Origin of the sequence: Clostridium sp. TF11-13AC (assembly GCF_003481065.1) — a bacterium.
GTDB lineage: Bacteria > Bacillota > Clostridia > Lachnospirales > Lachnospiraceae > Otoolea > Otoolea fessa.
The window spans coordinates 330,515-352,276 of sequence record NZ_QUKJ01000002.1; the positions used below are offsets into that span (position 1 = coordinate 330,515).

At 47.0% G+C, this 21,762-nt stretch carries 35 protein-coding genes and 1 riboswitch; of the genes, 34 read left to right on the top strand and 1 reads right to left on the bottom strand.

What is annotated here, in order from left to right; genetic code table 11:
• Positions 1–12 precede the first annotated feature (12 nt).
• The 3 genes from DXD12_RS05705 to DXD12_RS05715 all read left to right on the top strand — a co-directional run bounded on the left by DXD12_RS05705 (position 13) and on the right by DXD12_RS05715 (position 3,353).
• Positions 13–1,194, top strand: a complete 1,182-nt coding sequence (locus DXD12_RS05705; protein ID WP_243105350.1) for a S8 family peptidase — start codon at positions 13–15, stop codon at positions 1,192–1,194.
• Positions 1,195–1,465: 271 nt separating this feature from the next.
• Positions 1,466–1,583: riboswitch (FMN riboswitch) on the top strand.
• 180 nt (positions 1,584–1,763) lie between these two features.
• On the top strand, positions 1,764–2,375 hold the full coding sequence (locus DXD12_RS05710; RefSeq protein WP_117796500.1) for an ECF transporter S component: 612 nt from the start codon (positions 1,764–1,766) through the stop codon (positions 2,373–2,375).
• A gap of 183 nt (positions 2,376–2,558) precedes the next feature.
• On the top strand, positions 2,559–3,353 hold the full coding sequence (locus DXD12_RS05715; protein ID WP_107000797.1) for a creatininase family protein: 795 nt from the start codon (positions 2,559–2,561) through the stop codon (positions 3,351–3,353).
• 46 nt (positions 3,354–3,399) lie between these two features.
• Here DXD12_RS05715 and DXD12_RS05720 read toward each other — a convergent pair whose 3' ends face one another.
• Complete coding sequence (locus DXD12_RS05720) at positions 3,400–4,266, bottom strand: class I SAM-dependent methyltransferase (RefSeq protein WP_118637776.1); 867 nt, start codon at positions 4,264–4,266, stop codon at positions 3,400–3,402.
• 556 nt (positions 4,267–4,822) lie between these two features.
• On the opposite strand from DXD12_RS05720, the gene DXD12_RS05725 reads away from it, so the two are divergent.
• From DXD12_RS05725 to rpsD, 31 genes are all read left to right on the top strand, one after another.
• Positions 4,823–6,211, top strand: a complete 1,389-nt coding sequence (locus DXD12_RS05725; RefSeq protein ID WP_022360577.1) for a hypothetical protein — start codon at positions 4,823–4,825, stop codon at positions 6,209–6,211.
• Positions 6,212–6,634: 423 nt separating this feature from the next.
• Positions 6,635–6,952, top strand: coding sequence for a 30S ribosomal protein S10 (rpsJ, locus tag DXD12_RS05730; RefSeq protein ID WP_022360576.1), 318 nt, complete (start codon positions 6,635–6,637; stop codon positions 6,950–6,952).
• Positions 6,953–7,057: 105 nt separating this feature from the next.
• Positions 7,058–7,693, top strand: coding sequence for a 50S ribosomal protein L3 (gene rplC / locus DXD12_RS05735; protein WP_022360575.1), 636 nt, complete (start codon positions 7,058–7,060; stop codon positions 7,691–7,693).
• Positions 7,694–7,722: 29 nt separating this feature from the next.
• Entirely contained in the window at positions 7,723–8,343 is a 621-nt protein-coding gene (gene rplD / locus DXD12_RS05740; RefSeq protein ID WP_022360574.1) for a 50S ribosomal protein L4, read from the top strand.
• Positions 8,343–8,642 carry a 50S ribosomal protein L23 gene (gene rplW, locus DXD12_RS05745; RefSeq protein ID WP_022360573.1) on the top strand — a complete coding sequence of 100 codons (300 nt, stop codon included), beginning with the start codon at positions 8,343–8,345 and terminating at the stop codon, positions 8,640–8,642. The genes rplD and rplW overlap by 1 nt, the downstream gene beginning before the upstream one ends.
• Before the next feature lie 91 nt (positions 8,643–8,733).
• On the top strand, positions 8,734–9,573 hold the full coding sequence (gene rplB / locus DXD12_RS05750) for a 50S ribosomal protein L2 (protein ID WP_022360572.1): 840 nt from the start codon (positions 8,734–8,736) through the stop codon (positions 9,571–9,573).
• A 14-nt stretch (positions 9,574–9,587) separates the two neighbouring features.
• Positions 9,588–9,869: a 30S ribosomal protein S19 gene (gene rpsS, locus DXD12_RS05755; protein ID WP_022360571.1), complete on the top strand. Its 282-nt coding sequence runs from the start codon at positions 9,588–9,590 to the stop codon at positions 9,867–9,869.
• Positions 9,870–9,895: 26 nt separating this feature from the next.
• The gene (gene rplV / locus DXD12_RS05760) at positions 9,896–10,282 is read left to right on the top strand and encodes a 50S ribosomal protein L22 (RefSeq protein ID WP_022360570.1); all 387 of its coding nucleotides are present in this window, start codon (positions 9,896–9,898) and stop codon (positions 10,280–10,282) included.
• Positions 10,283–10,294: 12 nt separating this feature from the next.
• The gene (gene rpsC / locus DXD12_RS05765; RefSeq protein ID WP_022360569.1) at positions 10,295–10,951 is read left to right on the top strand and encodes a 30S ribosomal protein S3; all 657 of its coding nucleotides are present in this window, start codon (positions 10,295–10,297) and stop codon (positions 10,949–10,951) included.
• The gene (gene rplP / locus DXD12_RS05770) at positions 10,951–11,388 is read left to right on the top strand and encodes a 50S ribosomal protein L16 (RefSeq protein WP_022360568.1); all 438 of its coding nucleotides are present in this window, start codon (positions 10,951–10,953) and stop codon (positions 11,386–11,388) included. The genes rpsC and rplP overlap by 1 nt, the downstream gene beginning before the upstream one ends.
• Positions 11,378–11,578, top strand: coding sequence for a 50S ribosomal protein L29 (gene rpmC, locus DXD12_RS05775; protein ID WP_022360567.1), 201 nt, complete (start codon positions 11,378–11,380; stop codon positions 11,576–11,578). Before rplP ends, rpmC begins: the two co-directional genes overlap by 11 nt.
• A gap of 39 nt (positions 11,579–11,617) precedes the next feature.
• Positions 11,618–11,872, top strand: coding sequence for a 30S ribosomal protein S17 (gene rpsQ / locus DXD12_RS05780; protein WP_107000794.1), 255 nt, complete (start codon positions 11,618–11,620; stop codon positions 11,870–11,872).
• Positions 11,873–11,899: 27 nt separating this feature from the next.
• Positions 11,900–12,268, top strand: coding sequence for a 50S ribosomal protein L14 (gene rplN, locus DXD12_RS05785; RefSeq protein WP_022360565.1), 369 nt, complete (start codon positions 11,900–11,902; stop codon positions 12,266–12,268).
• A 12-nt stretch (positions 12,269–12,280) separates the two neighbouring features.
• Entirely contained in the window at positions 12,281–12,586 is a 306-nt protein-coding gene (gene rplX, locus DXD12_RS05790; RefSeq protein WP_022360564.1) for a 50S ribosomal protein L24, read from the top strand.
• 23 nt (positions 12,587–12,609) lie between these two features.
• Positions 12,610–13,149: a 50S ribosomal protein L5 gene (gene rplE / locus DXD12_RS05795; RefSeq protein ID WP_022360563.1), complete on the top strand. Its 540-nt coding sequence runs from the start codon at positions 12,610–12,612 to the stop codon at positions 13,147–13,149.
• A 14-nt stretch (positions 13,150–13,163) separates the two neighbouring features.
• Positions 13,164–13,349: a type Z 30S ribosomal protein S14 gene (locus DXD12_RS05800; RefSeq protein WP_022345134.1), complete on the top strand. Its 186-nt coding sequence runs from the start codon at positions 13,164–13,166 to the stop codon at positions 13,347–13,349.
• A 201-nt stretch (positions 13,350–13,550) separates the two neighbouring features.
• Complete coding sequence (gene rpsH, locus DXD12_RS05805; RefSeq protein WP_022360562.1) at positions 13,551–13,952, top strand: 30S ribosomal protein S8; 402 nt, start codon at positions 13,551–13,553, stop codon at positions 13,950–13,952.
• Between the two features lie 99 nt (positions 13,953–14,051).
• Positions 14,052–14,594, top strand: coding sequence for a 50S ribosomal protein L6 (rplF, locus tag DXD12_RS05810; RefSeq protein ID WP_022360561.1), 543 nt, complete (start codon positions 14,052–14,054; stop codon positions 14,592–14,594).
• A gap of 17 nt (positions 14,595–14,611) precedes the next feature.
• Positions 14,612–14,980 carry a 50S ribosomal protein L18 gene (gene rplR, locus DXD12_RS05815; protein WP_022360560.1) on the top strand — a complete coding sequence of 123 codons (369 nt, stop codon included), beginning with the start codon at positions 14,612–14,614 and terminating at the stop codon, positions 14,978–14,980.
• A 19-nt stretch (positions 14,981–14,999) separates the two neighbouring features.
• Positions 15,000–15,509, top strand: a complete 510-nt coding sequence (rpsE, locus tag DXD12_RS05820; RefSeq protein ID WP_022360559.1) for a 30S ribosomal protein S5 — start codon at positions 15,000–15,002, stop codon at positions 15,507–15,509.
• A gap of 15 nt (positions 15,510–15,524) precedes the next feature.
• Positions 15,525–15,707, top strand: a complete 183-nt coding sequence (rpmD, locus tag DXD12_RS05825) for a 50S ribosomal protein L30 (RefSeq protein ID WP_022360558.1) — start codon at positions 15,525–15,527, stop codon at positions 15,705–15,707.
• A gap of 23 nt (positions 15,708–15,730) precedes the next feature.
• Entirely contained in the window at positions 15,731–16,171 is a 441-nt protein-coding gene (gene rplO / locus DXD12_RS05830; protein ID WP_022360557.1) for a 50S ribosomal protein L15, read from the top strand.
• Position 16,172: 1 nt separating this feature from the next.
• Positions 16,173–17,489 carry a preprotein translocase subunit SecY gene (gene secY / locus DXD12_RS05835; protein WP_107000793.1) on the top strand — a complete coding sequence of 439 codons (1,317 nt, stop codon included), beginning with the start codon at positions 16,173–16,175 and terminating at the stop codon, positions 17,487–17,489.
• A gap of 108 nt (positions 17,490–17,597) precedes the next feature.
• Positions 17,598–18,242, top strand: coding sequence for an adenylate kinase (locus DXD12_RS05840; RefSeq protein WP_022360555.1), 645 nt, complete (start codon positions 17,598–17,600; stop codon positions 18,240–18,242).
• Between the two features lie 3 nt (positions 18,243–18,245).
• The gene (gene map / locus DXD12_RS05845) at positions 18,246–18,995 is read left to right on the top strand and encodes a type I methionyl aminopeptidase (RefSeq protein ID WP_117796496.1); all 750 of its coding nucleotides are present in this window, start codon (positions 18,246–18,248) and stop codon (positions 18,993–18,995) included.
• Positions 18,996–19,248: 253 nt separating this feature from the next.
• Positions 19,249–19,521: a hypothetical protein gene (locus tag DXD12_RS05850; RefSeq protein WP_117796495.1), complete on the top strand. Its 273-nt coding sequence runs from the start codon at positions 19,249–19,251 to the stop codon at positions 19,519–19,521.
• A gap of 1 nt (position 19,522) precedes the next feature.
• Entirely contained in the window at positions 19,523–19,741 is a 219-nt protein-coding gene (infA, locus tag DXD12_RS05855; RefSeq protein ID WP_022360552.1) for a translation initiation factor IF-1, read from the top strand.
• Positions 19,742–19,990: 249 nt separating this feature from the next.
• Entirely contained in the window at positions 19,991–20,104 is a 114-nt protein-coding gene (gene rpmJ, locus DXD12_RS05860) for a 50S ribosomal protein L36 (protein ID WP_003497809.1), read from the top strand.
• A gap of 131 nt (positions 20,105–20,235) precedes the next feature.
• On the top strand, positions 20,236–20,604 hold the full coding sequence (rpsM, locus tag DXD12_RS05865) for a 30S ribosomal protein S13 (RefSeq protein ID WP_022360551.1): 369 nt from the start codon (positions 20,236–20,238) through the stop codon (positions 20,602–20,604).
• A gap of 75 nt (positions 20,605–20,679) precedes the next feature.
• Positions 20,680–21,081 (top strand): 30S ribosomal protein S11, encoded by a 402-nt coding sequence (gene rpsK / locus DXD12_RS05870; protein WP_022360550.1) that lies wholly within the window; start codon positions 20,680–20,682, stop codon positions 21,079–21,081.
• A gap of 18 nt (positions 21,082–21,099) precedes the next feature.
• Positions 21,100–21,693 (top strand): 30S ribosomal protein S4, encoded by a 594-nt coding sequence (rpsD, locus tag DXD12_RS05875; RefSeq protein WP_107000789.1) that lies wholly within the window; start codon positions 21,100–21,102, stop codon positions 21,691–21,693.
• Positions 21,694–21,762: the final 69 nt, after the last annotated feature.

Here is a 21,762-nt window from a genome sequence, read left to right on the forward strand (position 1 = left end):
GGATAAAGCAAGTTGAAAAAGAAACTTTTTAGAGGGCTGGCAGCCGCCCTGTGTGCTGCCATGATGGCGGGGAGCGCGGCGCTTCCGGCATATGCGGCGGGTCCGTCACGGGAGTCGGTTCCCTATGCGGATTCCTATGCCTCCTATCAGTGGGCTTTTTTAAATACAGGTGAACTGCGTCTGGTGCCGAGCCATACGGCGGTGGTGGATGCGGCGATTGGGGCGATTACCGGCAGCCCGGCGCTCTCAGCAGATGGAACGGTCCGTTCTCTGGAAGGAATCGATATGAATATTGTCCCGGCATGGAAGAAATATGACGCGAAAAGTGGAAAACGTCAGGTGATTGTGGCGCTGATTGATACAGGGGTTGACATAACTCACCCGGAGCTTAGCGGTTCGATCTGGACGAATACGGGGGAAATTCCGGGCGATGGCATTGACAATGACGGAAATGGTTATATCGATGACGTTTACGGCTGGAATTTCTATGATAATAATGCCCAGGTATTTACCGGGGCGGATGACAATCATGGTACCCACTCGGCGGGCACGATCGCGGCGGCGAGAAATGGAGTCGGAACGGTTGGAATCTGCGATCCGGCGTATGTGAAGATCATGGTGATCAAGACGCTTGGAACATCGTCCGGTGTCGGAACCGTCAGCAACGTGGTTAAGGCGATCCGGTATGCGCAGGCGAACGGCGCGTCGATCTGCAATCTGAGCTTTGGCACGATGAAATATAGCGAGGAGCTGTATCAGGCGATCAAGGATTCGGGGATGCTGTTTATTGTGGCGGCTGGAAACGGTGACGCCTCCGGCAATGGCTACAGCATCGATGAGCAGCCGATGTACCCGGCAAGCTTTGAACTGGACAATATCATTTCCGTGGCAAACCTGCGCTTTGACGGTCAGCTCGACCGTGCGTCCAATTACGGGGTGAGAAGCGTGGATCTGGCAGCGCCGGGCAATTATATCCTGAGCACGATCACGGGCAATGACTATGCCTACATGAGCGGCACATCGATGGCGGCGCCGATGGTGACCGGAACGGCGGCGATGCTGTACTCCTGCGATGCGTCCCTGTCGCTTATGGATGTGAGAAACCGTATTCTGCAGTCGGCGCGACCGATTGAGAGTCTGTCCGGCAAGGTGGCAACCGGCGGTATGCTGGATGCCGGGGCGGCAATGCCGTAGATGGGAAGTTACTGTTCGCAGGTAGGCACTTTTGGAACCGAAAGTGCCGTAAGAAAACGTGGTGGCAGCAGGAATTTGCCGTATTTAAATGCGAAGCCACGGCAAATTCCGTTACTGGGCACGTATGCGTGAACAGTAACGATGGGAAAAATGAAAAGAAAGATTGTTAAAAAAATATTGAAATTCTTGTTTGTATATGATACTATGAACGGGTGAGATAATTGCCCCGCAGATTCATATGTTTATATGTATGAAGACGGAGTAATTACCATGATTTCTTCGGGGCAGGGCGAAATTCCCTACCGGCGGTATAGTCCGCGAACCGCGATGGCGGCCGATTCGGTGAGATTCCGAAACCGACAGTATAGTCTGGATGAGAGAAGAGGCAGGAGTCAGAGAGTGTACCGCTTGAGCGTAAGCAGGCTGGTGTACATCGGCTAAGTTGTGATTTATCATCCCAGGTCCCGAACGACCGGGATTTTTTTAGTTTTACAAATGCAGCTAGTCCGGCACTTGATTCATATTCCTCCTTCGGAGAAATGAGTTTTAAAACCGAAAGGAGATTTAAGATGAAGACAGGAAAATGGAGTATTCAAAAATTGATTTATACGGCGATGCTGGCAGCGGTTGCTGGCGTGCTGATGTCATTGGAATTTTCGGTTCCGATGATGCCGCCGTTTTATAAGGTGGATTTCAGTGATGTACCGTCTGTGATTGCCGTGTTTCTGATGGGACCGGTATCCGGTATCTGTGTAGAAGTCATCAAGCTGTTAATCAAGCTGATTACTGTCGGAACTAACACGATGTACGTCGGTGAGCTGGCCAACCTGATTGCGGCGTTCCTGTTCGTATGGCCGCTGTGGTTCCTCTATCAGAAGCTGGGCGCTAACCGTAAGGCAGCTGTAGAAGCACTTCTGATCAGTATCGTGATCCGCACCGCGTGTGCATGCTTTATCAATGCGAACATTACGCTTCCGTTATATGCGAAAGCGATGAGCCTGCCGCTGGATGAAGTGATCCGCATGGTAGCGTCGGTCAACCCGGCGATCAAAGACCTGAATGGATTTATCATCCTGGCGACGATCCCATTCAATGTATTGAAAGTGGGACTCAACTATATCGTTGGACAGCTTTTGTTTGTACGCCTGCGTGCGGCGAAGATTGTGCCGAAAGCAGTATAAAATGAAATAAGAGGAATGGTTTGACGGATTTGGCTGTTTGCTGTGAAACGGCAGAACCATTTCATAGAAAGGATTGTCGGGAAACCGCTGGGAAAGCTGCCTGGGGGAAGAATCCCGGACAATCCTTTTTTGTTTGATGGAACGTGCAAAGACATATCTGTTTTTATAAGAGGAGGAGATACTATGATACGTAACTATAGAGATTTGACAAGATGGGAAATGGAGCAGGTGGACCGTGAGAACACGATTGTCCTGATTCCGCTCGGGGCTCTGGAACAGCACGGCAATCAGGCACCACTGGGAACGGATGATATTATCGCGGAGGCGATGAGTCAGGAGATCAAAAAGGCACTGGAGGCAGAGGGGGAAGAAGACTTCCCGATGCTGCTGTTTCCGGTGATTCCGGTGGGCTTAAGTACAGAGCATAAGAATTTCTGCGGTTCGGTCACAGTCCGGCCGGACACTTACTATCATCTCTTATATGATATATGCGTCAGCCTGGCGCATCATGGTTTTAAGAAGCTGGCTTTTTTGGTATGCCATGGTGGGAATGCGCCGATTGCGCAGGTTTTAAGCCGGGAACTTCGGAGTGAGCTGGGGATTGCACCGTTTATCCTTTCATCGGGGGCATTTGGTCATCCGGATGTAAAAGCAACGATTTCAAAGGGGAATATCTGGGATTTCCACGGTGGAGAGATGGAGACATCGATGGTAATGGCGGTCGATGAGAGTCTTGTGAAGCTGGAACTTTCGGAAGCGGGAGAGCCGACGGCGTTTGAGAAGACCCGCGCCCTGAAGCCATACGGTCCGGTTTCGATCGGCTGGGTGTCGGAGGATTGGAAAACAAAAGACGGATCGCCGATTGGAATTGGAGGAGATCCGTCTGGTGCAAGCGCCGAGAAGGGGCGAATTATATTAGAGACGAGTGCGCGGGAACTGGTCCCGGGGCTGTTAGATATCCGGGATTGGAATGAATAGGAATCAAACTTAAAAATGGGGTGTCTATGTCATCCGAATACCAGTGTTATTTACCAGATTCCCAGCGTCCGGATGCACCGCATGGTAATACCAGTCCGGTGCGGGTAACCGGAAGTCCTAGCTCGTCCGATTTCACTGTGCCGCCGTGGGTGGAGGCAACTTCGGTTGAGAGCATATAGGTCAGGACGGACGGCGCCAGCCCGGTGGTGTAGGAGTTGATGAGGAAGAAGAGCGGGTTGTCCGATAACAGTTTCGTACAGAGCTGCACGAACGGGTAAATCGAAGTTTCGATCTTCCAGATCTCGCCTTTCGGTCCGCGGCCGTAGGACGGCGGGTCCATGATGATTCCGTCGTAATGGTTGCCGCGGCGGATCTCACGCTCAACAAATTTCACACAGTCATCGACGATCCAGCGGATGGATGCATTTTCCAGCCCGGAGGAACGGGAGTTTTCCTTCGCCCAGGCTACCATGCCCTTGGAGGCGTCCACATGGGTCACGCTGGCGCCGGCTGCGGCTGCCGCCAGGGTAGCGCCGCCTGTGTAGGCAAAGAGGTTTAAAACCTTGATTGGGCGTCCGGCATTGCGGATGCGGTCACCGAACCAGTCCCAGTTTGCCGCCTGCTCCGGGAAGAGACCTGTGTGCTTGAAGCTGAACGGTTTTAAGTTAAAGGTCAGTTCTTTGTAATGGATCGACCACTGCTCCGGCAGGTCGAAAAATTCCCATTCGCCGCCGCCCTTGGAGCTTCTGTGGTAGTGTCCGTTCATCTTTTTCCAGCCGCGGTGTGTCTTGGGGGTGTTCCAGATAACCTGCGGGTCCGGGCGAACCAGAAGATAGTCGCCCCACCGCTCCAGTTTCTCTCCTTCGGAGCAGTCAATCACTTCATAATCGTTCCATCCATCTGCAATCCACATAAAATTTTATCCTTTCAAAAAAATGAGGCGCAAACCCCGGAAAAGGGTATCTGCCGCCTTTATAATCGGTGTTATCCATAAGCCATTTCCATCCAAATGGCATAAATGGTTACTGTTCCCGGGTAGGCACTTTTGGAACCGAAAGTGCCGTAAGAAAACGTGGTAACAGCAGGAATTTGCCGTATTTAAATGCGAAGCCACGGCAAATTCCGTTACTGGGCACGATGCGTGCACAGTAACCATAAACGCAGTCTGTCTGACCGGAAAAACGGTTCAGTTGAAATGCATACCTAATTATATCGGTCATTGATTGGCGTGTCAAACCTTTTGAACGGCTTCCTGCCAAAAAAAAGTAAATAAATTGAAAGATAAATCTCCTTGAAGATTCCTATATCTCCTGTTAAAATGTATATTAGGTAAAAGATAGATTGCACGTATCTGGAACAAAACAAGGCGTTATAAGCATCTGATGCAGTCTCCACACGACGGGAAGTGTGCGAATGCGCAGCAGGTGGGAGAATAGACGTTATCAATCGTGAACTGGGAGGGCTTGTATATGAAGAAACAGAAACTGGCAGTCTGCGTCCTTTCCGCAGCGCTGATGATAGGGGCGGCGACCCTGACATCTTACGCGGCAGAAGGCTGGCAGCAGTCTGGAAACAGCTGGATATATGTGGACAACAATGGCAACAAGGTGACGAATACCTGGAAGAAGGGCGCAGACAATCTTTGGCGCTATCTCGATTCCCAGGGCAACATCGCGTCGAACTGCTGGGTGGACGACGAATACTTTGTCGAGAGTACCGGCATCATGGCGACTGACAAGTGGCTGAAACTGCCGAAGCGCAATCCGGCATGGAACGAGACTTCCGCTACGACGGTCTGGTACTATTTCTCCACCAGCGGAAAGATGGTATCCGACGGCTGGTCCAAGATCGGAGGCAAGTACTATTACTTCGACGGTGATGGAGCGATGCAGACGGGCTGGGTGGATGATGACACCTACTACACGAATGCAGATGGTGTCATGCAGATCGGCTGGGCATATCTGGAAGATCCGGATGATACCAAAAAGGACGATGATGAAGTGAAACCCGGCGACGACGATGAGGATCATCATTGGTACTACTTTCAGAGTTCAGGAAAGAAATATGTGCCTTCTTTAGGCGGTGCTAAATATAAACAGTATAAGATTGACGGAACCTACTACTGCTTCGACGAAAACGGAGCGATGCAGACCGGCTGGGTCGATATGGGAAATTCCTCTGGATTTGCAAATTACCGTTATTATCAGAGCAACGGTCAGGTACAGACTGGCTGGCTCTCCACGACTCCGCCGGAGGATGATGATTACAATCTGGATCTCGGCAGCGATGTACAGTGGTATTATTTTTCAAGCAACGGCGAGCCGAAGGTGGGTCCGAAGATTTCTGACGCTTCGACGAGCAACCTGGTCCGCATCAACAATATTACCTACTTATTTAATGAGAAGGGCAACCCGGTCTATGGTCTGAGACGTCTGGAGGTAGGAACGAGCGGTCAGTATGCCTGCTATTTCTTCGGCGCGGACAAGGCGACCAGCTCAGTCGTAAAAGGCAAGGGAAATGTAGTAGAGGGCGACGGAACGACCGGACAGTTCTATTTCACTGACAGCGGCAACAAGGCTGGACGCGGCTATTCAGGTGTGGAGGATGGATTCCTGTACTACATGGGTAAGCTTCAGAAGGCAGACAGCGGTACCAAGTATGAAGTCATTGAAGTCAATGACAAAAACTATCTGGTAACGACGAGCGGCAAGGTAGTGAAATCCAGCACCGTGAAGGATGCGAACGGCACAAAGTTTAAGACAAGCTCTGCGGGTGTTGTCACAGAGGTGGACGGCACAAGCGACGATGGCAGCGATGAGGCTAGAACCCCGGTGGAACCGACGTATTGGGAGGATTAATTAAAAAAGCTGGGAGTCTTCTCGACGGAGATAAAATTTCTGCATGGAAATATATTCCTGTGGATAAACAGGAGTTTCTTCTATATAAAAGGTGTAATTACCCACCGGAAGAAGAAACTCCTGTTTTTTCTTGGAAAATATAGATTTTTTCTTAAAAAAACACTTGCATTTCCCGGAAAGCTGTGTTATTATAACGAAGCTGTGGCATGATAGCGATGAAACGAGAGGTTGCTGCTTATGATAAGCAGGTTATTCCGCGGAGCGAATGTCAAGTTAGGAAACTGGCGACAAGTCACTGTACAAGAATAGAGTATCCTGAAGACAAATGACGGATTTGGTGTGTGGACTGCGAGGACACACACGGGTATGTGTACAGTCACCGCTTGTCGTGCTTAATAGTACGAAAAGGAGGCGACTTTTTTTATGGCAAGTCAAGTAATGAGAATCACACTGAAAGCTTATGATCATCAGCTGGTAGATACATCCGCTGCAAAAATCATTGAGACTGTAAAGAAAAACGGATCAAAGGTGAGTGGGCCGGTGCCGCTGCCAACTAAGAAAGAGGTAGTAACCATTCTGCGAGCAGTTCATAAGTACAAAGATTCCAGAGAGCAGTTCGAGCAGAGAACTCATAAGAGACTCATCGATATCATTGCTCCGAGCCAGAAGACAGTTGATGCACTGCAGAGACTGGAAATGCCGGCTGGCGTGTCCATCAACGTAAAGATGAAAAACAAATAATTAAGAATCCTATACTAGTTTAGATAGAGACATCTGGACAGTTCTAGGATGAACGCGGGAGTTTGACGAACGCGTTCCGCTGTAGAAAAACAGGAGGTCAGATTAATGAAGAAAGCGATTTTAGCTACCAAAGTCGGAATGACTCAAATCTTCAACGAAGACGGAGTTTTAACTCCAGTAACCGTTCTTCAGGCTGGACCGTGTGTTGTTACACAGGTTAAGACAGAAGAGAACGATGGCTACAAAGCAGTACAGGTTGGTTTTGTAGACAAGAGAGAAAAACTTGTGACAAAGCCGGTTAAGGGTCATTTTGACAAGGCAGGCGTTGCTTACAAGAGATATGTAAGAGAGTTCCGCTTAGAGAATGCTGAAGAGTATTCTGTAAAAGACGAAATCAAGGCAGACATCTTCGCAGCAGGCGATAAAATTGATGCAACTGCTATTTCCAAAGGTAAAGGTTTCCAGGGTGCCATCAAGAGACACGGCCAGCACAGAGGACCGATGGCTCACGGTTCCAAGTTCCATCGTCATCAGGGTTCCAACGGTTCTGCAACCACACCGGGACGCGTATTTAAGGGCAAAGGAATGCCGGGTCACATGGGCAGCGTAAAAGTAACTGTTCAGAACCTGGAGGTTGTTAAGGTTGATACTGAGAACAACTTACTCCTTGTTAAAGGCTCTGTACCGGGACCGAAGAAATCCTTAGTAACAATCAAAGAGACAGTAAAGGTCGCTAGATAAGGCTTTTACGGGAAAGGAGGAACATACAGATGGCAAACGTATCTGTTTTCAATTTAGAAGGCAACGAAGTTGGCACATTAGAACTGAATGATGCTGTATTCGGTGTAGAAGTAAATGAACATCTGGTTCACATGGCAGTTGTAGCACAGCTTGCTAACAAACGTCAGGGAACTCAGAAAGCAAAAACCCGTTCCGAAGTTTCCGGCGGTGGTAAGAAACCGTGGAGACAGAAAGGTACCGGACATGCAAGACAGGGTTCAACAAGAGCTCCGCAGTGGACGGGCGGCGGCGTAGTATTCGCTCCGACACCACGTGATTATACAATCCGTTTAAATAAGAAAGAGAAGAGAGCTGCTCTTAAATCTGCTCTGACAAGCCGTGTAAACGAGAACAAGTTCATCGTAGTTGAGGCTATGAACTTCGACGAGATCAAGACAAAGAAATTTGTTGAGGTTATGAACAACCTGAAAGTAAACAAAGCTTTAGTTGTTCTGGATGAGGCTTGTGACAAGGCTGTATTATCCGCTAGAAACGTGGCAGACGTTAAGACTGCTTCCGTAAGCACCATCAACGTTTACGATATCCTGAAATACAACACAGTAGTAGCAACCAAGGCTGCTGTAGCTTCTATCGAGGAGGTATATGCATAATGGCAAACGTACAGTACTATGACGTAATCCTCAAACCGGTTGTAACTGAGAAGAGTATGAATGCTATGACAGACAAGAAATACACCTTCCTGGTACACACCGAGGCAAACAAAACTATGATCAAAGAAGCCGTTGAGAAGATGTTCCCGGGCACCAAAGTTAAGAGTGTCAACACCATGAACATGGACGGCAAGACAAAGAGAAGAGGCATGACCTTCGGTAAGACAGCTGCAACAAAGAAAGCTATCGTTCAGCTGACCGAGGACAGCAAAGAGATCGAGATCTTCGCTGGTTTATAATTCATCCTCAATAGACAATTATACGACGAACACTATGTCGTGAAAAACATGAAGAAACGCCAGGAGGCGTTGAACGAAAGGAGTCAAAGTCATGGGAATTAAATCTTACAGCCCATATACACCTTCCAGAAGACATATGACCGGCTCTGATTTCTCTGAGATTACAAAATCCACACCGGAGAAATCCTTAGTAGTTTCTTTAAAGAAGAACGCAGGTCGTAACAACCAGGGTAAAATCACCGTTCGTCACAGAGGCGGCGGTTCCAGAAGAAAATATAGAATCATCGACTTCAAGAGAAATGCAAAAGACGGTATCGCAGCAACCGTACTTGGTATCGAGTACGATCCGAACCGTACAGCAAACATCGCTCTGATCTGCTACGCAGACGGCGAGAAAGCTTATATCCTTGCTCCGGCTGGTTTACAGGTTGGACAGAAGGTTATGAGCGGTGCAGAGGCTGAGGCAAAAGTTGGTAACTGCTTACCGCTTTCTGAAATCCCGGTTGGTGCACAGATTCACAACATCGAGCTTCTTCCGGGCAAGGGTGGTCAGCTGGTTCGTTCCGCTGGTAACTCTGCTCAGTTAATGGCTAAAGAAGGCAAATATGCAACCCTTAGATTACCGTCCGGAGAGATGAGAATGGTTCCGATCAGCTGCCGCGCTACTATCGGTGTAGTTGGCAACGGCGACCACAACCTGATCAATATCGGTAAGGCTGGTAGAAAACGTCACATGGGTATTCGTCCGACTGTCCGCGGTTCTGTTATGAACCCGAATGACCATCCGCATGGTGGTGGTGAGGGCAAGACCAGTATCGGTCGTCCAGGTCCTTGCACACCTTGGGGCAAACCGGCACTCGGCCTGAAGACCAGAAAGAAAAACAAACAGTCTAATAAGTTAATCGTAAGAAGAAGAAACGGTAAACAGTAATAGGAGGTATACTAATGGGTCGTTCATTAAAAAAAGGACCATTTGCAGATGCTCATCTTTTAAAGAAAGTAGATGAGATGAACGCAGCAGGACAGAAACAGGTTATCAAAACCTGGTCCCGCCGTTCCACAATCTTCCCGCAGATGGTTGGACATACAATCGCAGTTCACGATGGTAGAAAACATGTTCCGGTATACGTGACAGAGGACATGGTTGGACATAAACTCGGTGAGTTCGTAGCCACTAGAACTTACAGAGGCCACGGAAAAGACGAGAAGAAAGCAGGACGTAAGTAAGTTACGCTTGAAAGGAGGTTTCACCAATGGCTAAAGGACATAGATCCCAGATTAAAAGAGAAAGAAATGCTAATAAGGATACGAGACCGTCGGCTAAGCTGTCTTACGCCAGAGTATCCGTTCAGAAAGCATGCTTCGTATTAGATGCCATCAGAGGCAAAGATGTGAAGACAGCGCTTGGTATTGTAACATACAATCCTAGATATGCTTCTACTTTAATTAAAAAATTACTCGAGTCTGCTGTTGCTAACGCAGAGAACAACAACCAGATGAATCCGGAGAACCTGTACGTTGCAGAATGCTTCGCTAACAAGGGACCGACAATGAAGAGAGTAAAACCGAGAGCACAGGGCCGCGCTTACAGAATCGAAAAGAGAATGAGCCACATCACAATCGTGCTTGATGAGAAATAAGAGGAGGCAATTATGGGACAGAAAGTTAATCCGCACGGCTTAAGAGTCGGTGTTATTAAAGACTGGGATTCCAGATGGTATGCGGAAGCTGATTTTGCAGATAACCTGGTAGAGGATCACAAAATCAGAACCTTCCTTAAGAAGAAATTATACAGCGCCGGTGTTTCCAAAATCGAAATCGAGCGCGCTTCTGATAAAGTAAAAATCATTCTTTACACTGCTAAACCGGGCGTTGTTATCGGTAAGGGCGGCGCAGAGATCGAGAAGACAAAAGCTCAGGTTCAGAAATTAACTGACAAGAAAGTTTTTGTAGACATCAAAGAAGTTAAGAGACCAGACAGAGACGCTCAGCTCGTTGCAGAGAACATCGCTCAGCAGCTTGAGAACCGTATTTCCTTCCGTCGTGCGATGAAGTCCGCTATGGGCAGAACCATGAAGGCTGGAGCTAAGGGTATCAAGGCTTCCGTATCCGGACGTCTTGGCGGTGCTGATATGGCTCGTACAGAGTTCTACAGCGAGGGCACTATCCCGCTTCAGACATTAAGAGCAGATATTGACTACGGTTTCGCTGAGGCAAACACAACATACGGCAAGACCGGTGTTAAGGTTTGGATCTACAAAGGCGAGGTACTTCCTGCGAAAGGAAATAAGGAAGGGAGCGATAAATAATGTTAATGCCGAAAAGAGTAAAGCGTCGTAAACAGTTCCGTGGTACCATGGCCGGCAAGGCGCTTAGAGGAAATGTAATCAACTACGGTGAGTACGGTTTAGTCGCTACAGAACCGTGCTGGATCAAATCCAACCAGATCGAGGCAGCCCGTGTTGCCATGACCCGTTACATCAAACGTGGTGGTAAAGTTTGGATTAAGATTTTCCCGGATAAACCAGTAACTGCTAAACCGGCTGAGACTCGTATGGGTTCCGGTAAAGGCGCACTTGAGTACTGGGTAGCAGTAGTAAAACCAGGCCGCGTAATGTTCGAGATCGCGGGTGTACCAGAGGAGACAGCGAGAGAAGCGCTTCGTCTTGCTATGCACAAACTTCCGTGCAAGTGCAAGATTGCTTCTAAAGCAGATTTAGAAGGCGGTGATAACAGTGAAAATTAATAAGTATGTAGAAGATTTAAAAGCTAAGACATCTGCAGAATTAAACGAAGAATTAGTAGCTGCTAAGAAGGAACTCTTCAACTTAAGATTCCAGAACGCTACCAACCAGCTGGATAATACAAGCAGAATTAAAGAAGTTCGCAGAAACATCGCTCGTATTCAGACTGTTATTACAGAGAAAGCGAACTAATTATCATAGATTCCTAAAATAGGAAAGGAGATATCTACCGTGGAAAGAAATCTTAGAAAAACACGTACCGGTAAGGTAGTAAGCAACAAGATGGACAAAACAATCGTAGTTGCTATCGAAAACCACGTAAAACATCCTTTAATCGGTAAGATTGTTAAGAGAACTTATAAATTAAAAGCACACGACGAGAACAACGAGTGCGGTATCGGTGATACTGTAAAGGTAATGGAAACAAGACCGTTATCCAAGGATAAGAGATGGAGACTCGTCGAAATTATCGAGAAAGCGAGATAATTTCTAAATCAGAAAGGAGTATTGGGCATGATTCAGCAGGAGACCAGATTAAAGGTTGCCGACAATACCGGTGCGAAAGAATTACTCTGTATCCGCGTTATGGGCGGCTCTACTAGAAGATATGCAAATATTGGCGATGTAATCGTTGCCAGCGTTAAAGATGCAACACCAGGCGGTGTTGTAAAGAAAGGCGATGTAGTGAAGGCCGTTGTTGTACGTACCGTTAAGGGCGCACGCCGTAAAGATGGTTCCTACATCAAATTTGATGAGAACGCAGCCGTTATCATCAAAGACGACAAGAACCCGAGAGGAACCCGTATTTTTGGGCCGGTTGCCAGAGAGCTTCGTGAGAAACAGTTTATGAAGATTGTTTCCCTGGCTCCGGAAGTACTGTAGGAGGTGTCAGCTGTGCATAAAATTAAAAAAGGCGACCTGGTAAAGGTTATCACAGGTAAAGACAAAGACAAAACCGGAAAAGTTCTTTCCGTTAATGTAAAGAAGAATACAGTCCTGGTTGAGGGATGCAACATGGTAACAAAGCATACCAAACCGTCTGCAGCTAATCAGCAGGGCGGCATCATCCATCAGGAAGGCGCGCTTGACATTTCCAACGTTATGCTGGTAGTGGATGGCAAGGCTACGAGAGTTGGCTTCAAAGTAGAAGACGGCAAGAAAGTCCGTGTTGCTAAGGCAACCGGTAAAGTAATTGACTAATACAGAGAGGAGGAACGTTAAAATTGGCTAGATTAAAAGAAATGTATCAGAGCGAAATCGTAGACGCTATGATCAAAAAATTCGGATATAAAAATATCATGGAAGTGCCGAAGCTGGACAAGATTGTTATCAACATGGGCGTTGGCGAGGCAAAAGAAAATGCTAAAGTTCTGGACTCTGCTGTAAGAGATATGGAAATCATCACTGGCCAGAAGGCAGTTCTTACAAAAGCGAAAAAATCAGTCGCTAACTTCAAACTTAGAGAGGGTATGGCTATCGGCTGTAAAGTTACCCTGCGTGGCGAGAAGATGTATGAGTTCGCTGATCGTCTGATCAACCTGGCTCTTCCGCGAGTAAGAGACTTCCGCGGTGTAAATCCGAACGCATTTGACGGCAGAGGCAACTACGCTCTGGGTATCAAAGAGCAGCTTATCTTCCCGGAGATCGAGTACGATAAAGTAGATAAGGTAAGAGGTATGGATATCATCTTCGTTACCACTGCTAAGACCGACGAAGAAGCACGTGAGCTGTTAACTCAGTTCAACATGCCATTTGCTAAATAATAGGAGGATTTATCATGGCTAAAACTTCAATGAAGATTAAACAGCAGCGTCCGGCAAAATTCTCCACCAGAGAATATAACCGCTGCAGAATCTGCGGTCGTCCGCATGCATATTTAAGAAAATACGGCATCTGCAGAGTTTGCTTCCGTGAATTAGCTTACAAGGGCGAAATTCCGGGCGTAAAGAAAGCAAGCTGGTAGGCATTGAGCACTTGATGAGGTAGTTTCGAATCTAGTGCGAAAGCCCGTCCCGAGACTTAGTGAGTCAGAGTCGAAGACGATAGACGAGCTTAGTCGAGTGGACGATGCCTATATTATAGAGGACACATCCTAGTGTTCCCAAAACCCACCGAAACCCACTTACAGTAAGTGGTAGTCAAATTATAAGGAGGCACACTCAAAATGACAATGAGCGATCCGATTGCAGATATGCTTACAAGAATCCGTAATGCTAACACTGCAAAACATGATACAGTAGATGTTCCGTCTTCCAAGATGAAATTAGCAATCGCTGACATCCTGGTAAAGGAAGGTTTCATCAAGAAATATGACGTTGTTGAGGACGGCAATTTCAAGACTATCCGTATTACCTTAAAGTACGGTAAAGACAAAAACGAGAAAATCATCTCCGGCATCAAGAGAATTTCCAAACCGGGTCTGCGTATCTACGCAAACAAGGAAGATATGCCGAAGGTACTGGGCGGTTTAGGTGTAGCTATCATCTCCACCAACCAGGGCGTTATCACTGACAAGCAGGCAAGAGAACTCGGCGTAGGCGGAGAAGTTCTTGCATTTGTTTGGTAAGCCGAAAGCATCATCATCGGTTTAGACAAGGTATAGATACAACTGAAAACAGAGAAGCCGCTCAGGCTTCTCCGAAAATCTAAGTAGGAGGTAAAAGGCATGTCACGTATCGGAAGAATGCCAGTTGCGATTCCGGCGGGCGTAACCGTAACAATCGCAGAGAACAATTTAGTGACTGTAAAAGGTCCGAAGGGAACTCTTGAGAGAGAACTCCCGGTTGAGATGAACATCAAAGAAGAGGATGGTCATATCGTAGTTACCAGACCGAACGACTTAAAGAAAATGAAATCTTTACACGGTCTGACAAGAACCTTAATTAACAACATGATTCATGGTGTAACAGAAGGCTATGAGAAAGTGCTGGAAGTTAACGGTGTTGGTTACAGAGCAGCGAAGCAGGGCAAGAAACTGGTTCTCAGCCTTGGTTACTCCCATCCGGTAGAGATGGAAGATCCGGAAGGCATTGAGACTGTTCTGGAAGGACAGAACAAGATCACTGTTAAAGGTATCAGCAAAGAAAAAGTTGGCCAGTATGCAGCTGAGATTCGGGATAAGAGAAGACCTGAGCCGTACAAGGGCAAAGGTATTAAGTATGCCGATGAGGTTATCAGACGTAAAGTTGGTAAGACTGGTAAGAAATAATTAAGGAGAGTGTGAAGATGGTTAGCAAACAGTCAAGAAGCGAAATTCGCGTTAAAAAACACGTTAGATTACGCAACCGTTTTTCTGGCACAGCCGAGAGACCGCGTTTAGCAGTGTTTAGAAGTAATAATCATATGTATGCTCAGATCATTGATGATACAGTTGGAAAAACTTTAGTAGCAGCTTCCACTGCCGAGAAGGAAGTTAAAGCTGAACTGGAGAAGACGAACGATGTTGCAGCAGCAGCTCACGTTGGAACTGTAATCGCTAAGAGAGCGCTTGAAAAAGGTATTAAAGAAGTTGTCTTCGATAGAGGCGGATTTATTTACCACGGAAAAGTTCAGGCATTAGCAGATGCAGCCCGCGAGGCTGGTCTGGAATTCTAGTAGGAAGGAGAACATACACATGAAACGTACAAAAATTGATGCCAACCAGTTCGAGTTAGAGGATACTGTAGTGGCAATCAAACGTGTATCCAAGACCGTTAAGGGCGGACGTACAATGCGTTTTTCCGCTTTAGTAGTAGTTGGAGATAAAAACGGCCACGTTGGTGCTGGTATGGGAAAAGCTGCTGAGGTTCCGGAAGCAATCCGCAAGGGCAAAGAGGCAGCTGCCAGAAACCTGATGGAGGTTCCGTTCGATGAGAACAATAGCATCCCGCACGATTTCCTCGGCAAATTCGGAAGCGCTAACGTACTTCTGAAGAAGGCTCCGGAAGGTACCGGTATTATCGCTGGTGGTCCGGCTCGTGCCGTACTGGATCTGGCTGGTTACAAGAACATCCGTACAAAATCCCTTGGTTCCAACAACAAGGCAAACGTAGTTCTTGCTACCTTGGCAGGCTTAGGTTCTTTAAAGACTCCGGAAGAGGTTGCAAAACTTCGCGGTAAGTCTGTAGAAGAAATTCTGAACTAATAGGAGGAGATAAAAATGGCAGAGAAATTAAAAATCACATTGGTTAAGTCTCCTATTGGCGCTATCCCGAAGCAGAAAGCAACGGTTGCAGCTCTTGGTTTAAACAAGACTGGCAAGACAGTTGAGCAGCCGGACAACGCCGCTATCAGAGGCATGATCCAGAATGTTAGACATTTAGTTAAAGTAGAGGAAATCTAAGATATTTGCAAGGAGGTGCAGTCATGGATTTATCCAATTTAAAGCCGGCGGTAGGCTCTAAGCACAGCGACAGCTTCAGAAGAGGTCGTGGTCACGCATCAGGCAACGGTAAGACTGCTGGTAAGGGACATAAGGGACAGAAAGCTCGTTCCGGCGCTCCGAGACCAGGATTTGAAGGCGGTCAGATGCCGTTATATAGACGTCTCCCGAAGAGAGGCTTCACAAACAGAAATTCTAAGACCATCGTTGGTATCAACGTAAGCGCTCTTGAGAGATTCGAGAACGACACAGTTGTTACGGTTGAAACATTAATCGAAGCAGGCATCGTAAAGAACCCGCGTGACGGCGTTAAGATCCTCGGCAATGGCGAGCTGACCAAAAAGCTGAACGTAAAGGTTGATGCGGTAAGTGAAGGCGCGAAAGCTAAGATCGAGGCCGTTGGCGGAACCTGCGAGGTGATCTAATATGTTAAAAACGCTCCAGAATGCATTTAAGATAAAAGAGGTCAGAGAAAAACTCCTCTATACGTTCTTTATGCTGGTTGTGACCCGTATCGGATCGCAGCTGCCGATTCCCGGAGTTAATACAACATTTTTCCAGGAACTGTTTACAAGACAGTCCAATGATGCGTTTGGTTTCTTCAATACGATTACCGGCGGTTCGTTCACGAACATGTCGGTATTCGCATTGAGTATTACCCCGTACATCACTTCTTCCATTATCATGCAGCTTCTGACAATTGCAATTCCGAAATTAGAGGAAATGCAGCAGGAGGGCGAGGACGGAAGAAAGAAGATTGCGGAATATACGCGTTACCTTACGGTTGCACTGGCGCTGATGCAGTCCGTCGCTATGGCGATCGGTTTCGGCGGCAAGGGACTTTTAGTTGAGTTTACTGCCCTGAATGTGATTGTCGCTATTGTGACAATGACAGCCGGAAGTGCCATGCTGATGTGGATCGGTGAGCGAATCACCGAGAACGGCGTCGGAAACGGTATTTCTATCGTGCTTCTGTTCAATATCATTTCAACCATGCCAAGCGATATGATTACGCTCTATGAGCGTTTCCTGCAGGGCAAGATCGTGGCGGTTGCAGTTGTAACAGCCGTGATTATCGTAGCGGTTATCGTAGCGATGGTTGTATTTGTTATCATTTTACAGGATGCAGAGCGGAGAATTCCGGTTCAGTATTCTAAAAAGATGCAGGGACGTAAGATGGTTGGCGGTCAGTCCACAAGCATCCCGTTAAAAGTAAATACAGCAGGTGTTATTCCTGTTATCTTTGCGTCATCCCTGATGTCTTTCCCGGTGGTAATTGCTGGATTTTTCCAGGTTAATTATGACACCATCGGAGGAAAGATTCTTCTGGCTCTGAATTCCAGCTCCTGGTTTAATCCAGAGCGTCCGGCTTATTCAGTTGGTTTAATTGTCTACATCGCGTTGATTATTGTGTTTGCGTATTTCTACACATCCATTACATTCAACCCGCTTGAAGTAGCAAACAACATGAAGAAATCCGGCGGCTTCATCCCGGGCATTCGTCCAGGAAAGCCAACATCCGATTATCTGGATGGAATTCTGGAGTATATTATACTGATTGGTGCCTGCGGACTGATCATTGTCTGCCTGGTTCCGATTATTGTCTCTGGACTGTTCTCAGTGAGCCGTCTCTCCTTCGGAGGTACTTCTCTTATCATTATCGTAGGTGTAGTACTTGAGACAATCAAAGCAGTCGAATCACAGATGCTGGTTCGCAACTATAAAGGATTCTTAAACGACTAAGACAACTCGCTTTCTGGGCGGGAGCTTGCTTACTTTACGGCTGGAGGTGGCCGGAGACAGCTCCTGCCTGGAGGCGATTCTGTTGTATATAGGGAGATTGTAACCATTATGAAGATTGTTATGTTAGGAGCACCGGGAGCCGGAAAAGGAACACAGGCTCAGAGAATTGCAGAAAAATACGGCATTCCGCACATTTCTACCGGAGATATTTTCCGTTCCAATATCAAGGCAGGCACAGAGCTTGGTAAAAAAGCAAAATCGTTCATCGATCAGGGGCTTTTAGTACCGGACGAGGTAACGATCGGCATGCTTCTTGACCGGATCCATGAGGCTGACTGCAAGAACGGCTATATTCTGGATGGATTCCCAAGAACGATCCCGCAGGCAGAGAGTCTGACAGAGGCGCTGGCAGCAAACGGCGAGGCGATTGATTTCGCGCTCAACGTAGATGTGCCGGATGCAAACATCGTAAACCGCATGGCAGGGCGCCGTGCGTGCTTAAAGTGCGGCGCTACCTATCACATCCAGTTCGCAGCACCGAAAAAAGAAGGAATCTGCGACAAGTGCGGTTCTGAGCTGGTGCTTCGTGATGATGACAAGCCGGAGACTGTACAGAAACGTCTGGAAATATACCATGACCAGACACACCCGCTGATCGAGTACTATGAGAAGAAGGGCGTTCTTCATACGGTAGACGGTACACAGACCATGGAAGACGTATTCAAGAACATTACGGATATTTTGGGAGCTTAAAACATGGCAGTGACGATAAAATCTCCCAGGGAGATTGAACTGATGCGTGAGGCGGGAAGAATTCTCGCCAAAACGCATGAGGAACTGGCGAAGAATCTTCGGCCGGGCATGTCCACCTGGGATATTGATCATATGGGAGAGGAAATCATCCGGAGTTACGGCTGCATTCCCTCGTTCAAAAATTACAACGGCTATCCCGCATCGATCTGCGTCTCTGTCAATGATGAGGTTGTACATGGAATCCCGCACAAGGAACATTTCCTCGATGAGGGAGACATCGTCAGTCTGGATGCAGGAGTGATCTACAAAGGATACCACTCAGACGCAGCCCGGACTTACGGCATCGGAGAGATCGACGATGATGCCAAAAAACTGATTGAAGTTACCAGACAGAGCTTCTTTGAGGGAATTAAATTTGCCAAAGCTGGCAATCATCTCAATGACATCTCTGCAGCGATCCAGAAATATGCCGAAAGTTTCGGTTTTGGTGTTGTCAGGGATCTGGTTGGTCATGGAATCGGTTCCCATCTGCATGAGGATCCGGAGATTCCGAATTTTGCAAGAAAAAGAAAAGGAATTCTCTTACAGCCCGGCATGACGCTCGCGATCGAGCCGATGATCACCGAGGGCAGCTACGAAGTAGTCTGGCTCGATGATGACTGGACCGTCATGACGGAAGACGGCGGCTGGGCTGCCCATTATGAAAATACGATTCTAATTACAGAGGGCGAACCTGAGATCCTTTCCTTATAAAGAAGAAGTAAGCTGGGGAAGTTTTTACGAAGACCTAAGCAGGCTTTCCGATTACAGTATGTACGCATCTTGAGGCAGATGTCCGAGCCGATCAATAAGGCGGGCAATGGCAAAAATTCTTTGTCGAAGACAAATCTGCATGAATTTTTGCCCTGTTTGCGAGCTAAGTGAGCAAATAGGCAAGCGAACAAACTGTAATCTGAGAAGCCTGCGGCGGGAGCGGAAACACCTGTCTACAGAAACGGAGATCAGAATGACGGAATATGGAACTGGCTGTCTGGTCCGCTCACTTGCGGGCCACGACAAAGGCACTTATTATATTATAGTCAGAGAAGATGCACGCTACGTGTATCTGGCAGACGGACGCACTAAAACCGCCGCCAAGCCGAAACGCAAGAAGAGAAAGCACGTGCAGTTCTCCCACAAATGGGATGAGGCGCTGGCAGCCCAGTTTGCGGACGGCGCGGCAGTCCAGGATGAAGCGATCCGCTATTTCATTCAGAAATCATTGCAGGGAGGTATATAGAATGTCGAAAGCAGATGTAATTGAGATTGAGGGCGTAGTAGCAGAGAAACTGCCGAACGCTATGTTTAAGGTAGAACTGGAAAACGGACACATCGTACTTGCTACGATCAGCGGAAAACTCCGTATGAACTACATCCGTATTCTGCCGGGCGATAAGGTTACAATGGAAATGTCGCCATACGATCTCTCTAAGGGAAGAATCATTTGGAGAGATAAATAAAGACCAATCCATTTTTCTCAATAAAAATATTGAGAGAAGTGTAAATTTCGCTTGCATTATAGGATTTTAAATGTTATAATGCTTTAGCGAACTTTGTTGAAGCATCAGGTAAGATCCGCCCTTTTGTCCTCTCACGGCAGGGGGATGGAACGAGTCTGTTGTACCTGTAAGTCCGACACAGGACTGCAATAGGTTATAAAAAATTGTATGTCCGAGATTGGACGGACTATTACGGAAAGGAGAATTGCTGTGAAGGTTAGATCATCGGTTAAACCAATTTGCGAAAAGTGCAAGATCATCAAGAGAAAAGGCAGTATCAGAGTAATCTGTGAGAATCCGAAGCACAAACAAAGACAGGGCTAATTTGATTTAGCATCTATTTTTTCGCGCGGCTTTCTATTATGAACCACTCGGATGAGTTGTTCAGTAGTTTAAGCAAATTTATACATTATCAACGAAGAAGTAAGAAAAACTAATGGAGGTGTACTACACACATGGCTCGTATTTCAGGTGTCGATTTACCAAGAGAGAAACGCGTAGAGATCGGCTTGACTTACATCTACGGTATCGGTAGAGCAAGTGCAGCCCGTATCCTGGCCGAAGCTGAAGTTAATCCTGACACTCGTGTTAAGGACTTAACTGACGACGAAGTTAAGAAGCTTGCGGCAATCATCGCTGACAGTCAGGTGGTTGAGGGTGATCTGAGAAGAGAGATCGCTATGAACATCAAGAGACTGCAGGAGATTGGATGCTACAGAGGCATCCGTCATAGAAAGAGCCTTCCGGTTCGTGGTCAGAAGACAAAGACCAACGCTAGAACTCGTAAGGGTCCGAGAAAGACAGTAGCAAACAAGAAGAAATAATTAAGTAACAAGGAAACTGAATCAGGTTAGGTTTAGCAACAGGATTCAATATTTGAGAAAGTAGGTTAGTTTAAAATGGCTAAAAAAGTGTCCACTGGCAAGAAAGTGACAAAAAAGCGTGTAAAGAAAAACGTTGAACGCGGACAGGCGCACATCCAGTCATCTTTTAATAACACAATCGTTACTTTAACAGATGCACAGGGTAATGCCTTATCATGGGCAAGTGCAGGCGGTCTGGGATTTAGAGGTTCAAGGAAATCTACTCCATATGCAGCTCAGATGGCTGCAGAAACTGCAACTAAGGCAGCTCTTATCCATGGCTTAAAGTCTGTAGACGTTATGGTAAAAGGTCCGGGATCAGGTCGTGAAGCAGCAATCCGTGCTCTTCAGGCATGTGGTCTGGAAGTAACAAGCATTAAGGACGTAACTCCGGTTCCGCATAACGGATGCCGTCCGCCGAAACGTAGAAGAGTCTAATTAGGAGGTGCAAGTAAAGTGGCAGTAGATAGAGTTCCTGTACTTAAAAGATGTAGATCTCTTGACCTTGATCCGGTTTATTTAGGAATCGACAAGAAATCAACGAGAAAATTAACGAGAGCCAACAGAAAGATGAGCGAGTATGCACTCCAGCTGAGAGAGAAGCAGAAAGCAAAATTCATCTACGGTGTGTTAGAGAAACCGTTTAGAAATTACTATGCAAAAGCATCCAGAATGAACGGTCAGGTCGGTGCTAACCTGATGATCCTTCTGGAGTGCAGACTGGATAATGTATTATTCAGAATGGGCTTTGGCCGTACAAGAAAAGAGACACGTCAGATCGTAGATCACAAGCACGTTCTCGTAAACGGCAAGAGCGTAAACATCCCGTCCTACTTAGTTAAGGCTGGCGATGTAATCGAGATCAAAGAGAAGTACAAATCTTCACAGAGATATAAAGATATCGCTGAGGTAACCGGCGGAAGAATGGTACCGGCATGGCTGGAAGTTGACGCTGAGAACCTGAAAGGTACTGTTAAAGAGTTACCGAGCAGAGACGAAATTGACGTTCCTGTAAACGAAGTGCTTATCGTCGAGCTGTACTCCAAATAATAAGAAGTATTACTATTATGTTAGTCCAGAATCTCCCATGTATCTGCTTTGGCAGCTGCTTGGGAGATT